The 15,342-nt window shown below is 70.0% G+C and carries 8 protein-coding genes; 5 read left to right on the top strand and 3 right to left on the bottom strand.

The window, feature by feature from the left end:
- Window positions 1–15: 15 nt before the first annotated feature.
- On the bottom strand, window positions 16–468 hold the full coding sequence (locus OG711_RS02695; RefSeq protein ID WP_329558257.1) for a hypothetical protein: 453 nt from the start codon (window positions 466–468) through the stop codon (window positions 16–18).
- Between the two features lie 222 nt (window positions 469–690).
- Between OG711_RS02695 and OG711_RS02690 the strand changes: the two genes are divergently transcribed.
- Together OG711_RS02690 and OG711_RS02685 are read left to right on the top strand one after the other, a co-directional pair.
- On the top strand, window positions 691–6,876 hold the full coding sequence (locus tag OG711_RS02690) for an RHS repeat-associated core domain-containing protein (protein WP_405674742.1): 6,186 nt from the start codon (window positions 691–693) through the stop codon (window positions 6,874–6,876).
- A 154-nt stretch (window positions 6,877–7,030) separates the two neighbouring features.
- A complete protein-coding gene (locus OG711_RS02685; RefSeq protein WP_329558255.1) occupies window positions 7,031–7,693 on the top strand; it encodes a hypothetical protein in 663 nt (220 codons plus the stop codon).
- Window positions 7,694–7,913: 220 nt separating this feature from the next.
- Here the strand turns inward: OG711_RS02685 and OG711_RS02680 are convergent, their stop codons facing one another.
- Window positions 7,914–8,972 (bottom strand): ricin-type beta-trefoil lectin domain protein, encoded by a 1,059-nt coding sequence (locus OG711_RS02680; RefSeq protein WP_329558254.1) that lies wholly within the window; start codon window positions 8,970–8,972, stop codon window positions 7,914–7,916.
- 811 nt (window positions 8,973–9,783) lie between these two features.
- Between OG711_RS02680 and OG711_RS02675 the strand changes: the two genes are divergently transcribed.
- Window positions 9,784–12,273 carry an XRE family transcriptional regulator gene (locus OG711_RS02675; RefSeq protein WP_329558253.1) on the top strand — a complete coding sequence of 830 codons (2,490 nt, stop codon included), beginning with the start codon at window positions 9,784–9,786 and terminating at the stop codon, window positions 12,271–12,273.
- A gap of 159 nt (window positions 12,274–12,432) precedes the next feature.
- On the opposite strand, the gene OG711_RS02670 is transcribed toward OG711_RS02675, so the two are convergent.
- Window positions 12,433–13,074 (bottom strand): nucleotidyltransferase domain-containing protein, encoded by a 642-nt coding sequence (locus tag OG711_RS02670; RefSeq protein ID WP_329558252.1) that lies wholly within the window; start codon window positions 13,072–13,074, stop codon window positions 12,433–12,435.
- Window positions 13,075–13,200: 126 nt separating this feature from the next.
- Here OG711_RS02670 and OG711_RS02665 point away from each other — a divergent pair, with 126 nt between their 5' ends.
- Window positions 13,201–13,650, top strand: coding sequence for a hypothetical protein (locus OG711_RS02665; RefSeq protein ID WP_329558251.1), 450 nt, complete (start codon window positions 13,201–13,203; stop codon window positions 13,648–13,650).
- 370 nt (window positions 13,651–14,020) lie between these two features.
- A complete protein-coding gene (locus OG711_RS02660) occupies window positions 14,021–14,830 on the top strand; it encodes a PIG-L family deacetylase (RefSeq protein WP_073786053.1) in 810 nt (269 codons plus the stop codon).
- Window positions 14,831–15,342: the final 512 nt, after the last annotated feature.

Below are 15,342 nucleotides of genomic sequence, written 5' to 3'. Positions count from 1 at the left end.
ACGGCCCGACCTGGTTCACGCCTCCTGGGGTATCAGCGGGCGTTCGGTATCAGCGGTCGTCCCGTACCCGGCGGGATGCAGGACAGGACACGGGCTGTCCCGGGGTGTCCGGTGCGGCCGGTCTCGGCTGTCTTCCCCGTCTGCTCCAGACGACGGCGGCGGCCAGAACGAGTGCCGCGCGGTGTGGTGCGTGTGGGCCGGGTTCCGACTGCGGTCCGACGCGGCTCCGTTCGCCGTGGTCGGCGGGGTGCGTTGGTCCGCGAGGTTGCGCAGGATCTCCCGTCCCTGTTGCAGGCTTCCGGGCGCGGCGATCATGAGCGCGAGCGCGATACGGGCGGCTTGCTGCTCGGAGAGTGCCTCCTGGGCGAGGCCCAACACGATGGTGCGCAGGTTCTCCTCGAAGATCTCCGTGTCGAAGCGGAGCAGTTGTTCCCTCGGGCGCCGTAATCCCGAATTCTCGGTGATCATGATCACGCGCCCGCCATGAGCGGATGCAACTTCTTTCGCCGGTTTAGGCACGCTTTCAAGCGCATTTCCTCCTTGCTACGTTCACAGGCGACTCATAGATGTGAAGGTCAAGTATTCGGAAAACGAGGGAATATGACGGTTCATCTGCCCGCGCCGGAAGAGCGCGGACGGGTTTGGTCCGGAGGGATTTCGGGCTTCATAGCAGGCAGTCTCGTCCTGACGCTGTCCATCACCCTGCTCGACGGATCACCCGCGAGGGCGCTCCCGGCCGAACCGGCCGCGGAACCCCGGAAGGCGTCGGCGACCCAGGCGGCGGACATCACCTCCGCGCGGGTGGCGGCCCGGCTGTCCGGCAAGCGGGTCGAGGCGCTGTCGGAGCGCACGGAGACCTCCACGACCTGGGTGAACAAGGACGGTTCACTCACCTCGGAACTGACCGCCGGTCCGGTGCGCTTCCGGGACGGGGCCACCGACGACTGGCGGAACGTCGACCTCGAACTCACCGCGCGCGCCGACGGCTCGGTGGCGCCGGTGGCCCACCCCGAGGGGCTGACGCTGGCTGGCCGGACCGGCAGCCCGGCCACGTCGCTCAAGGCGGCGCGAACGGCGAAGGCCACCGATCTGGTGACGCTCGGCGAGGGCGATCAGCGGATCACGCTCCAGTGGAAGGGCGGCCTGCCCGCTCCGAAGCTGGAGGGTACGCGCGCCGAGTACGTCAACGCCGTCCCCGGTGCCGACGTCGTGGTCGAAGCGACCCGGACCGGCTTCGAGCAGTTCGTCGAGATCAAGCGGAGACCGGCCGCCGACGGCTACAGCTACACCCTGCCCCTGAAGGCACAGGGCCTCAAGGTCCGGCAACAGGCCGACGGCAGCGTGCTCTTCACCGACAGGAAGAACAAGAAGACGGCCCTGATGCCCGCGCCGGTGATGTGGGACGCCACCGTCGACCCCGTCTCCGGCGAACACACCCGGCGCGTGCCGGTGGGGATGAAGGTCGCCGCCAAGGGCTCGTCCTTCGAACTGGTGGTGACCCCGGACGCCGAGTTCCTGGCCGACCCGGCCACGAAGTACCCGGTGACGGTCGATCCGTCGACGTCCGCCCTCTCGAACGTGTTCGACACCTATGTGCAGCAGGGCGAGACCGTCGACTGGTCCGCCGACACCGAGCTGGACCTGGGCAACCCCGGTACCACGAACCCCGACGGCACCCCGCGGACCGCCCGCTCGTTCATCTCCTGGAACACCACGCCGATCCAGGACGCGCTGGTCGTGAACGCCAAGCTGTCGCTGTGGAACTTCCACTCCGGCAACACCGACTGCAAGGCATACCCATGGGAGGTGTGGGCGACCGGCGCTGCCACGACCTCCTCGCGTTGGTCCGCCCAGCCGGCCTGGACGGCGAAGCGGGCCACCTCCACCGAGACCAGGGGAAACCCGGGCTGCGCTGCCCAGCCCGACGGCTGGGTCGACGCCGATGTGTCCACCCTGGTCCAGGAGTGGGCGTCGGCCAAGGCCACCCGTGGCCATATGGGTCTGCGCGCCTCCAGCGAGTCGGTCACCGCGCAGTGGAAGCGGCTCAACTCGGCCAACGCCGCGTCCAATCCGCCCAAGCTCGTGGTCACCTACAACTACCGGCCCCGTACCGGCACCAAGCAGGAGGCCGGACCGCCGTACTTCTCCAACGGCGGTACCTACGCCGTCAACACGGTGACGCCGACCCTGCGCGACACCTTCGTGGACGCCGACGGTGACAAGGTCACCGGCACCTTCCAGATCTTCGACAACGCCACCAACACCCAGGCCGGCGATGTCCTCGTCTCCAAGTACGTACCGTCAGGACAGGTCGCCTCCGTCACCGTGCCCACGGGTGTGCTGACCAACGGCAGGACGTACAAGTTCCGCACCTCCCCCTACGACGGCAGCCACTACAACAACGGCTGGTCGGCGTGGAAGACGTTCACCGTGGACACCGCCGCTCCCTCCGCCCCCACCTCCGTCACCTCGACGGACTACCCGTCCACCGCATGGGTCAAGGGCGCGGGCCAGGCCGGTACCTTCACCGTCACCCCGCCCGCCGCCGACCACCACTGGCTCGAATGGTCCCTGGACGGTGTGACCTGGACGAAGGTCGTCACCGGCGGCTCCAACGCCGCCAAGGCCCTCTCCGTCACCCCGCCGCTGGACGGCACCCATGTCCTCCAGGTGCGCGCCGTGGACAACGCGGACAACAAGTCCGAGGCGGCCGAGTACCGGTTCCACGCCGGCCCCGGTGGCTTCCTCCAGCCGTCCGACGGTGAACGCACCGCACGACGTCTGCCGCTGGTCGCCGAGGGTGACGCGAGCAAGTACGACAAGGTCTCCTTCTCCTGGCGCCGCTCCGCGGCGGACAACTGGCAGCAGATCCCGGCCGGTGACGTCACCTCGGGGAGCAGCCCGGTCGCCGCGTGGCCCGTCCCGCTGACGAACGGCAAGAACGCGCCGCTGGCGTGGAACGCCGTCAATACCGTCGCCGTCGACGGCTCCGTGCAGATCAAGGCCGACTTCACCGGACCGGGCAGCGCCTCGGGCAGCACCGAACCGCACACGGTGGTCGTCGACCGGCACGCACCCGGCGCCGCACCCCGACTCGTCGGACCGGGGGCGCTGAACCTGCTCACCGGGGACTTCACCCTCTCCGAGGTCGAGGCTCCGCACTTCGGGCTGTCCGTGACCCGTACCGCTTCCTCACGGACCCCGTCCGCCGGTGACCAGGAAGGCCAGGTAGCCATCTTCGGGGACGAATGGGCCTCCGGGGTGGTCGCGGAGTCCGCAGGTGCGGACTACTCCCACATCACCAGGATCTCCGACACCGCCGTGAACGTGGTCGGCAGCCAGGGCGACGCCGTCCACTTCACCGCCAACGCCGCCAGGACCGCGTGGATCGCGGAACCGGGCGCGGAGAAGCTGACCCTGCGCGGCAGCACGGCCGGCTCGTTCACCCTGACCGACGCCGAGGGCACGGTCACCGACTTCGAGAAGCTCGACGCCGCCGCGACCACCTGGCAGGTCTCCTCGGTGCGACTGGACGGGCGCGGCAACTCCACCACCACGGTCGTCTCCGAGAACGTGTCGACGGCGGGCGGGATCAAGGCACGGCCCAAGCGCATGGTGGCCGCGACCTCCGCCGTCGCCGCCGGCACCTGCGCACAGACCCCCGCCACCCGCGGTTGCCGGGTGCTGGAGTTCGTCTACGCCACCGCCACCACGGCCACCGCGACCACCCCCGGGGACTTCACCGGCCAGGTCAAGGAGATCCAGGTCTGGGCCACCGCGCCCGGAGCGACGGCGGCGACCGCGAAGTCCGTCCAGAGCTACGCGTACGACACCACCGGGCGCCTGCGCCACACCTGGAACCCGCAGATCATCCCGCGGTTGCTCACCGAGTACACGTACGACAGCGCGGGCCGGGTCACGCAGCAGACAAGGCCGGGCCAACTGCCCTGGACCTTCGCCTACGGTCAGGCGGGGAACTCCGCCGCCGCCGGACCGGGCATGCTGCTGCGCGTGACGCGTCCGGGCCTCCAGCCGGGCAGCGCCGGGACCGTGCAGGGCGAAGCCGTCACCAGCGTCGTCTACGACGTACCCCTCACCGGCCCGTCCGCCCCCTACGGCATGGGCTCCGCCGACGTGAAGGCATGGGGACAGTCGGACGCGCCCACCGACGCGACAGCGGTCTTCCCGGCCGACTCCGCACCCGCCTCCCACACGGGCGGCGCCCTCGGAGCCGGGGACTACGCACGGGCCACCGTCCAGTACCTGGGCGCCTCGGGCCACCAGGTCAACGTCGCCGCGCCCGGCGGCCGGATCTCCGCCTCCGAGACCGACCGGTTCGGCAACACCGTCCGCGAGCTCACTCCGGCCAACCGTGCCCTCGCACTCGGCACCACCGCCGCCGACCGCGCCACGCTCGCGGACCTGGGCATCGGGGACCTGCCCAGCGCCGAACGGGCCGAGCTGCTCTCGACCCGCTCCGTCCACGACGCCACCGGGACCCGCGAACTCCAGGAACTGGGACCGCTGTCCCGGATCGACCTGACACGGGACCTCACGTCCGGCACCACCACCCTCAACTCCGCGGGCTCCTCCGTGGTGGCGCGGGCCTGGACCGTCAACACCTACGACACCGGGCGGCCGACCGACGGCACCGCCACCGTCAAGGACCAGATCACCGGCACCGTCACCGGGGCGCAGCTCCGCGACCAGCCCACCCTGCACGCCGACACCCGTGAGACACGGACCGTCTACGACTGGCAGCGCGGCCTGGCGACCCGGACCGTCCAGGACCCCGGCGGCCTCTCCGTCACCACGGTCACCGAACATGACGCGCAGGGCCGGGTGGTCAAGGAGATCCGCCCCGGCGGTACCGCGACATCGGCCACCACCCGGGTGACCGACTACTGGTCGGCCACCGGCACAGGCACCTGCTCCGGACGCCCCGAATGGGCCGACCTGCCGTGCCGGACCTCACCCGGCGGAGCCGTCGTCGGCGGGGGCACCAACCCCGCCGAGCTGCCGGTCACCGTCACCGAGTACGACCGGTGGGGCAGCCCCGCCAAGGTCTCCGAGACCGCCGGGGGCATCACCCGCGACACCGTGACGACGTACGACGACGCGGGCCGCCCGGTGTCCGTGGCCATGACCGGAGGCATCGGTCAGGCCCAGCCCACGACGACCACCACGTACGACGACACCACCGGCGAAGCCGTCCGGAACACCGCGGACGGCGGTGCCGCCATCACCAAGGTGTTCGACAAGCTGGGACGTCAGATCTCCTACACTGACGCGGACGGTGGAGTCACCCAGATCCGCTACGACCTGCTCGACCGGATCACCCAGACCTCCGACTCCGTCCCCTCGACCGTCACCTACACCTACGACCACCAGGCCGAACCCCGCGGCCTGGCCACCAGCACCACCGACTCCGTCGCCGGTGAGATCGGCACCGTGTACAACGCCGACGGCGCCGTGACCAAGGAGACGCTCCCCGGCGGCCACACCCTGTCCCAGGAGATCGACCCGACCGGCTCGGCCCGGTCCCGGACCTACACCAGGAACTCCGACAGCGCGGTCGTCCTCAGCGACTCGATCGAGACATCCGTCCACAGCCAGCGGACGGCCCACTCGGGCTGGTCGAACCAGCAGTACCGGTACGACGCCGTCGGACGGCTGGCCGGGGTCGACGACACCGCGGCCACCGTCTGCACCCGTCGCTCCTACACCTTCGGGGAACGCAGCACCCGCACCGCCCTGACCACGGCCACCGCGGCCCCGGGCCTGGACTGCCCGACCTCCGCGGGCACCACCACCACCCACACCTACGACAGCGGTGACCGCCTCACCGGCACCGGCTACGTCCACGACGCCTTCGGCCGGACGACGACCGCCCCGGGCCACGGCACGCTCTCCTACTACGCGGGCGATCTCGTCCACCGCCAGACGGTGGGCTCCAGCCGCCAGACCTGGCAGCGCGACCCGGAGCTGCGCGTACGGTCCTGGACCACGGAGACCGGCTCCGGCAGCACCTGGACGCAGACCGCGTCCAAGCGCAACCACTACGACAGCGACTCCGACAGCCCCCGATGGGTCGTGGAGGACACCGCGACCGGCGCGATCACCCGCAACATCGTCTCCGCCGCCGGAGCCCTCACCGCGACCAGCACCAGGACCGGTGACGTGGTGCTCCAACTCACCAACCTGCACGGGGACGTCGCCCTGCGACTCCCGCTGAACAGCGCCGAGGCGCCGACGGCGTTCGACCACGACGAGTACGGCGGTCCGCGCGACAGCCGCCCGGCCGCCCGCTACGCCTGGCTCGGCGGCAGACAGCGTTCCGCGGACACCCTGTCCGGACTCGTCCTCATGGGCGTCCGTCTCTACGACCCGAAGCTCGGCCGGTTCCTCCAGGCCGACCCCGTTCCCGGCGGGTCGGCGAACGCCTACGACTACGCCAACGCCGACCCGTGCAACAGCTCCGACACCACAGGGCTCGCACCCAAGTGCGGGAAGGTCCACAAGACCAACGGCTACAGCCTCCAGATCATCACCAGGCGCCGCGGCGGCGGTGTGACCCGGGACGGCCACCGCTACATCGGGTACTACGTGGAGACCCAGATCAAGGGCTTCGCGAACCGCTACCTGTCCAGGAACGCCGTCTACGCGGAGACCTGGGGCACCCGGCCCGGCAAGAGGAGGATGACCAAGCTCCAGGGCAAGGCCAGTTGGTACACGCCCTGGAAGAAGCAGTGGGAGGTCCACTACAACATCCAGGTCAAGCCCGGTACGAGGATCGTGACCCACGGCAACGGCGTGGTGATCGGCTGGAACGGCTTCGTGACCGCGGTCTCGTCCATCTGCAACGCCAGCTCCTAGCCGGTCCACAGCCGCGTACGGTGATGCCCGTACGGTGATCACATCGGTGCGTACGCGGCGCACTCCCGGGGTGGCCCACCGAAGCCTCGGTGGGCCACCCCGGCTCGTCAGGAATCCCGCGAGGACACCGCCTCCGTGCCCGAAGGACCCACACATGCCCAAGAACCTGGCAGAGCTCGCCCACGCCGCCCTGACGGCCGAAGCCGAGCGGGACACCGCCGTGACCCAGGCCGCCGCGGTCCGGCCCGGCATCGGGGCCGGACCCGTCGTCGCCGACATCTGTGTACGCGGCGACCTCGGTTTCGTGCTGCTCCTGCACCGGCGCCGTGACGGCCAGGCCGCCGAGGAGCTCTATTTCTCGACACGGCGGGACGACGGGTCCTGGACGGCGGCCGATCACCTGTCCGGAGGTGTCCTCGGGATCGACCCGACCGACGGCCGGGATGTCGCGGGCGTATTGCGCGGCAGACCGCTGGCGCCGTTCGGGGAGTCGGAGACCGAGCTGTTCACCGGACGGCCCCAGGCCGACGAAGGGTACGAGCGACTGTGCTTCCACGAGGTACTCGTGGGCCAGGAGGTCGGCCGTCTGGACGTGGAACGCGCGTCCTCGGGACCCGACGCCGAGCCGTCCCGGTTCCGCAAGACGCCCACCTGCGGAGTCGCCCTGTTCGCCCTCCTTCCGGGGGAGCGGCTCACCGTCCGTCCGATCGTGGACAACGGCGGTGCACCCGGGGCTCCGGGGCAGGCGTACGAGCTGACCTGCTCCGACGACGGACCCGGAGCCGGCCCTGAGCTCCGGCCTGCGGACCTGGGCTGACCGGTGTTCCACACCTCGGCGGCCCGGCCCTCCGCCGGAACGCCAGTACGAACACGCCGATCGTGGGGACGTGGGGACGTGGGGACGTGGGGGGCAGGGGGTGTGACGGCTCTGTCCGGCTGCCGGCCTTCGCCGGAGCGCGTGGCCGCGGTGGGTGCGGGGCCGGGCTCGTGCGCTCCTGTGCCGCCCTGGCATGCGCGAGGGCGGCACAGGACCGGGCTCAGGCGCAGGAGGTGAAGACCGGGTTGGTGTTCGCGATGTAGTGGGTCGCGCCGCCGGCCGGGTCGTCCTTGAGGGGGACGGTGACGGTGTCCTCAGCGGTCCAGGGCAGTCCGCGCGCGTCGAAGGTCCAGGTCCCGGTCACCTTCGTGGCCAGCACGGACAGGGTCACCCAGCCGTACTGTCCGGCGGGCACGGGCACCGCGACCTGGTTGCCGACGGTCTCCGAGCCGCTCCAGACATGGGAGAACTGGTTTTCGAGGGTCGCGGTGACCTTCACCGCCAGGTTCGGGAGGTCGCCGGTGGTGAAGCCGGTCGACATCTTGGTCGAGACGGTGTTCTGCCAGCCGGTGGTCTTGTTCACCGCGAAGGTCTGCGTGATGGGTCCGCTGGTGTTGTTGAGCCACACCGACGACGCGCAGACGGTCGGGAGCGGAGCCGCGGCGGTTTCACTCCGCGCTGCCCAGGAGCAGGTGGAGGTGTCCTTCTGGCACTGCTTGGCGGCGTACTCCACCGCCAGTTTCCGTGCTTCGGGGACGGTGGACCACCGCTGGTTGGCCCGGCCGTGGCAGCTTGACTGTCCCGTCCACGCGTCGTCGTACTGGGCGTCGGCGGTGAGGTCGAGACACGCGTTGTTGTCCTCGTTGCGGATCATGAACGCGTTGGCGGTCCCCCGTACCGGCTGGAAGTACCACTGCTGGGTCTTCTGGCCCCGGCAGGTCTGCTGGCGCAGGGCGGGCCACGCGATGTCGACGCACTTGCCTGTCGTGTTGTTCACGATGGCGAAGGACGAGTCGGACGGATCGACGTTCAGACGCCAGGACTGGTGGTGGCCGGGTGCCGTGTTGGTGACGAGGAAAGCCCCGTCACCGAGTGAGCCGTTCTGCACGTCGAGCAGGCGGCCATTGCTGAGCGAGGTGAAGTCCAGGCACTGGAGCGGGGATCCGCAGTTCTCCGTGGTGCGGTCCCCGGCCGTTTCCGCGTGGGCCTCGGCCGTCCGGAACGGGGATGCCACGATGCCCAGGACCATCAAACAGGTCACCAGAGCGGCGGCGAGCACACGCCCACCGGGAGACAAGCGCCTCGGGACGAAAAGTAACGACATGGGCGGGTCACTTCCTCTTTCATCTGTGTGTCGGTCTTGTTCGGTTCATATGGGTGGGTAGTACCAGGAGCACGCGTCCGGACGGGGGTCAGGTGCGAGCGAACGCCGCCTCCGAGCGCGGAACGCGGTACGTGAGGGCCTGAGTTGCGCAGCCGTGACCACCGCTCGCCGTCGTCCCCCGCGGGGCCACGCCCGTCAGGACGGCTGTTCCTTCCGGCCGCGTGTCCGAGTGGACGAGTGCCCTCGGCGCGTCCCGGCGCGCGCTATCGCCGGCATGACGCCGCGAGGATCAGCAGCAGGAAGAGAATTCCCAGGACCGGAAGGCAGCCGAGACTGTTCGGATTCTTCCGGTTGATCTCCACGCTGCCGCCCGGGGGAATTCCGGGGTGCTGCCTGGCGTAGTGCTGGATCTGCTGGTACTCGCCCTGCGACTCACTGAGCCAGCCGGTCCTGTAACCGCATTCTCCGCACCAGTGCCGGTACGCCATATCAACTCCTCACACGTACCTGTGCCGGACGGTTCGGTCGATGCGCCTTCACCGCCGCCGGATGCTCGGGCACTCGGACGGATCGGGCGCCGCCGACTCCCCCGGTGTGCCGCGGTGCCGGTAAGTACGACCACGACCCGAGCGGGCGCAGCCCCTGGGGGCGGCTTGTGGCTGTGCACCTCCGATGCTGGCCTTCGTGCCGCTCGGATGGACAGGTCACCGCACCGGTCATCCATGACCGGTCGTCACGGTAGGCTCCCCGCAGGCTGTAGACGCAGGTGGAGAGGACGCACGTAGTGGCGGATCGACTCGGCACGCTCTTACGCCGGCTGCGCAAACAGTCGGGTCTGACACAGGAACAGCTGGCGGAGCGGTCGGGAGTGAGCGTCAGCACCATCCGCAGACTGGAGACCGGCAGATCCGCCGACCACCGCGTGGGAACGGTCAATCTGCTGGCGGACGCTCTGAAGGCCGGGCCGGAGGACCGTCGGCGGCTGGCGGCCGTCCTCGCAAAAGAGGAAACCGAACCAGCTCTCGAATCAATTTCCGAATCACCCTCGACTTCCAGCCCCTTACCGTCTCGGTTATCGAGCCAATTCGCCGGTGCGGCCGGAGAATTGGCGGCGGAGATCAGAAGCCGCTGGCAACTCGAAGAAGAGCGGCGCCGGGTCCACGATCCCTATCCGCTCCCGGTGCGATGGCATCAGGCACCGACCGATCTGATGGACCATCCCGAGAACATTCAGCGCCTTCCACCGGGGACCGCGCCGAGCCCCATGGATCTGGACAGCGATCTGCCGCACGTCGCCGAGGTCTACGGACGCGTCCCGTCCGGCCGGATGGTCTTCCTCGGCCGGGCCGGTTCGGGCAAGTCGATCCTGACGATCAGGTTCGTCCTCGACCTCCTGGCCGACCCCGCCGCCCTCAAGCGGGTCCCCGTGATCTTCAGCCTCGGCTCCTGGGACCCGACGGCCACCGTGCTGCACGACTGGCTGACCGACCGGCTGCTGCGCGACCACCCCCACCTGGTCCAGCGGGTCCCGAGCGGAGCGACACTGGCCGCCGCGCTCCTCGACGCCGGCCTCATCCTGCCCGTACTGGACGGATTCGACGAGATCGCGGAAGCCCTGCGGCCCACCGCACTCGCGGCGCTCAACACCACCTCGCTGCCGCTCGTGCTGACCAGCCGCCGCCGGGAGTACGCCGAAGCGGTCCGGGCGGCAGGTACCCCCCTGACCTGGGCCGCCGGTGTCGAACTCGCCGACCTCACCCCCGGCGACCTCACCGACTACCTGCCCCGCACCTCCCGGCCCGTCACCGCCCGGGGGAGCAGCCGGGACCGGAACGCCAACGTATGGGACCTTGTTCTGGAGACGCTGCGCACCCAGGACACCGTGGCGAGCAGGAACCTCACCAGAGTCCTGAACACCCCCCTGATGGTCGTCCTCGCGCGGACGATCTACAGCGAGACATCCGGCACAAGTCCGAAAGAACTGCTGAACACCACCCGCTTCCCCACCGAACACGCCCTTGAGGAACACCTGCTGGCATCCTTCGTGCCGACGGTCTACCGCCGCACCCCCGTACGGGCCGTCAGCGGCGGCCGTGGCCGACGGGACGATCACGACCCCGACCGGGTCCAGTACTGGCTCGGCTACCTGGCCCACCACATGGCCCGGCTGGAGGACCTCGATCAGCGGGACCTCGCCTGGTGGCGGATCGGCGACGCGCTGCGGCGCTCGACCCGCATCATCGCCGTCGTGCTGACCTGCACGCTGTCCGTCACGGTGCCCCTCTGGCTCATCGCCGTGATCGCCCTCGGACTCGGGTCGGGCGACAGCGCGGCGGGAATCGGCACGGTCATCCTGGAAGGGGCACTGTTCGGACCGGCCGCCGGCCTCGCCTTCGGGTCCGTGTACTGGCTCATGTCGAGATTCGGCACAACGGCCTTCACCCCGGCCCACGTACGGCTGCGACTGCCCGGTGTCCGCCGCACCCGCGCCCGCGTCGGCGGCCGACCGATGCGCACCTTCACCTCCCGGTTCGGGCCCGTGCTGCTGGGCGGATCCGTGATGGGCGCCGGATTCGCGCTCGCCGTCGCACTGGAACACGCACTGGTCAAAGGGACCCCGCTCACCAGCGGTACGGTGATCGAAGGCACGCTCGTCAACATGCTGGCCTTCGGGCTGATCTTCGGCTCGGCCACCGCACTCGTCTTCGGACTCATCGCCGCGCTTGAGACGCCCCTGGACATCGCCACCGCGGCCACACCGGCCGGTCTGCTCGCCGTCAACCGCGAGGCGGTGGGCCGACAGGTCCTTGTACTCGTACCGGCGCTCACTCTCACGATCGCGCTCGGCGGGCACGTCGTCACCGGTCTGCTGCGGAACATTCTCGGACCGCTGAACTGGACCCCGTCCGCAGGGCTCTTCATCGGAGCCGTGGGCGGACTCGGCGGCGCGTTCTCCTACGCCCTCGCGTTCACCGCCTGGGGCCAGTGGATCGTCCTCACCCGCGTCTGGCTACCGCTGACCGGCGAACTCCCCTGGAACACCGCCGCCTTCCTCGACGACGCCTACCGGCGAGGAGTCCTGCGCCAGACCGGCGCCGTCTACCAGTTCCGCCACAGCCGACTCCAGCACCACCTCGCCGACTCGTTCCGCCGGCACCACCGCGGCTACACACCCGCCAAGTTCACCGCACCGCCGCCCACGCACCCCGGCGGGGCAGCACACCGCGCCGATGCCGCACGGAAGCGGGAGGACTGAGCCGTCACACAGACCGACACCCCGTGATCCGGTCGGCCGCCGGACCGGCGGCAGACCGGTGGGGGTACGGGCGGACGGCAGGCCGGCGGGACGGCGGTCACCGGGCGCGCTCCTCGCGGATCGGAACCGCCGATCCCACGTGTGGTCCTGAGGCACCGACTACAGGTCCGCGAGCCAGGGATGTCCCGGGTGTACGCGGACGAGCAGCCCGGCCAGGGTCTCGCGCTGGGCCCGGGTCATGTGCGGGACGGTCACGTCGAAGTCCCTCCGGTCCTTGCGGCGGGTGTGCTTGGCCTTGAACAGCAGCACCAGTTCGGGTGCCAGATACGGGATGCCGTCCTGGGTGCGATGGACGATGTCGCTGTAGGGAAGCCGGATTCCCTCGTCGCGTCGGCAGATCCAGGTGTCACCGTCGTGCGGTTCGCGGAACACGTCGAGCAGGTAGTCCCCGGTGGCCGGATCGCGGAGCCATGTCTGATGTACGGCGGCCAGCACCTCCGGTGTGGCGTCCTCCCAGATCCGGCCGCTGCCCGCCGCGTCGAAGACATGACCGGGAAAGCGGTGGCGGATCTCGGGAAAGCTCGCGGCCGGAATGGCGATCTCGATGTCCCCATGGGAGCGCGTCTGTCTGCCGAGGAACAAGTCCAGCGCCCAGCCCGCGGCCACGTACCAGGGCGAGCCGATCCCGGCCAGCCGCCGCGCGACCTCACTCGGGGTCCAGCAGGACGCCCATCTGCCGTGGAGGGCTTCGATCTCGTCGGGTGACAGCTCGACGCCACCGCTCGGCAGTTGCTCGCTCACCGTTGCGAACCTATCAGCGGACCCGACGGTCCCTGGCCGCGGCCGAGCTGGACCCCTGCTGGCTGTATTTTGCTGACATCGGGCTGGTCAACAGCGCCTTGCCCCGGACAGTGGCGAGGTACTGGCATGCGATACATCCTTCTCACCCCCTTGCTGATGGCTGCCCTGACCGGATGCTCGCTCCTCGGTCAGGAAACCTTGTGCACCCAGGCCGACGCGGACTCGCAGGTCTCCGCCATGTGGCGGCCCGCCGACTTCGGCGGCCGTGACGCGGCGCGGATCCGGCTGTGCGTGGATGGCGCCTGCAAGGAGCGGACATCGGGAGGTGCCGACGACCCGTTCGCCACGATCTCGGTCCGGCTCCCCGACGGCATCGGTGCGTCCACCGTGCCAGTCCGGCTCACCGTCACGTCAGCCAGGAGCGGGGACATGATCGTCAAGGACAGCGTCCGGGCCAGGCTGACAGAGCAGCACCCCAACGGCGCGTCCTGCTCGCCCAGTGCTTGGACGGCGACGTTCCGAGCCCACCCGGAGAAGGGCCTCACCTCGCCCAAGGGCATGAAGCTTCAGGGCTGAGCCCCCGGCACAAGCGCCCGCTCCTCCGGCATCACCACCGCGGAGGTGGGCGCATCGCTCTCCGGAGTACCGACCACACTCCCCTTACCTGGTGCGACAGGATGGTGCGGGTCGCGCTGGTACCTCGTTCGCGTGGGAACGCCGACGTTCGGAAGGCCAGACGGCCGCGCTGGGAACAGGGGGTCCGGCCGGCACGGTTGTACCGACCGGGGGACCGGTGCCGCACGGGCGGGGAACACGGAGGCCAGAGGGGTTGTCCGCCTCACCAGGGTCCGGGCCCCAGGATCGCGGTACGCCCGTCGCGCGGTCGGACCAAGACGTTGATTTCGCAGGAGGACTTTTCATGACGACTGACCGACCTTTGACGCTGATGGCAGTGCACGCCCATCCCGACGACGAGGCCACCGGAACCGGAGGGGTCCTCGCGCGGTACGCGGCGGAAGGCATCCGCACGGTTCTCGTGACATGTACCGACGGCGGTTGCGGTGACGGACCGGGGGGTGTCAAGCCGGGCGATCCCGGGCACGATCCGGCGGCGGTCGCCTTGATGCGCCGTGAAGAACTTGAGGCGAGCTGTGAGGTGCTGAAGGTCAGCGATCTGGAGATGCTGGACTACGCCGACTCCGGGATGATGGGCTGGCCGACCAACGACGCCCCGGGATCCTTCTGGCGGACCCCCGTGGAGGAAGGCGCGGCCCGGCTCGCGGAACTCATGCGGCACTACCGGCCTGACGTGGTCGTCACCTACGACGAGAACGGCTTCTACGGCCACCCCGATCACATCCAGGCCCACCGCATCACGATGGCGGCGCTGAAGATGACCGAGCAGGCGCCGAAGGTGTACTGGACCACGATGCCCCGCTCGGGGATGCGGCGGTTCGGGGAGCTCATGCGCGAGTTCCATCCGGACATGCCGGAGCCGGATCCCGCCGAGGCCGCCGCGATGGCCGAGATCGGCCTGCCCGACGATGAGATCACCACGTGGGTGGACACCACCGCGTTCAGCGGCCAGAAGTTCGACGCGCTGGCCGCGCACGCCAGTCAGGGCGAGAACATCTTCTTCCTCAAGATGGGCAAGGAGAGGTTCGGCGAGTTGATGGGCATGGAGACCTTCGTACGCGTCCAGGACGCCACCGGCACGGCCGTACCCGAGAACGATCTCTTCGCCGGACTGCGCTGACCCACCTGTCCGGAGCGGAGCCCGGGGAAGCTCATCGGCCGCACGGCGCGATCGAGCGCTTCGCCGTCCCCGCCCGCGCCGGGGTAGCTCCTCGGCTCCGCCCGCCGGTGGGGGAATCGCGGCGTCAGCCCTGGTCGCGCGGGTGGGGCCGACGTCGGCCTCGCCCGCGCGGGCGGATCGCCGATGCCCCCACGTATATCCGTGTCGACCTACCCAACCGTCGGCCGAGCCGGACCGCGCGTCATGGTGGGCGACGCCGACATCCCGGCCCTGAGCAGTGGGCTGAGCAGCTTCTGACTGTCCGGCGCGGCGATCAGCCGGATGATGCCCGAGCGTGGCAATGGCCGTCCCGGCGGCCGTCGGCGGCACCCTCGCCCGGTTCGACGACATCCTCGCTGCGGCCGCGCGCACTCGCCGGGCATGTGACGGCCGTGGGTTTCGACGCGGACAACGGCCGCCTGGATGTCGCGCCCGACGCACCCGCGTACGGCACGAAGCCGCGCTGGAGCCCG

Origin of the sequence: Streptomyces uncialis, assembly GCF_036250755.1 — a bacterium.
GTDB classification, from domain to species: Bacteria; Actinomycetota; Actinomycetes; order Streptomycetales; family Streptomycetaceae; genus Streptomyces; species Streptomyces uncialis.
Note: the sequence above shows the minus strand (reverse complement) of the source record. Positions and strands in the feature narration are given on the sequence as shown.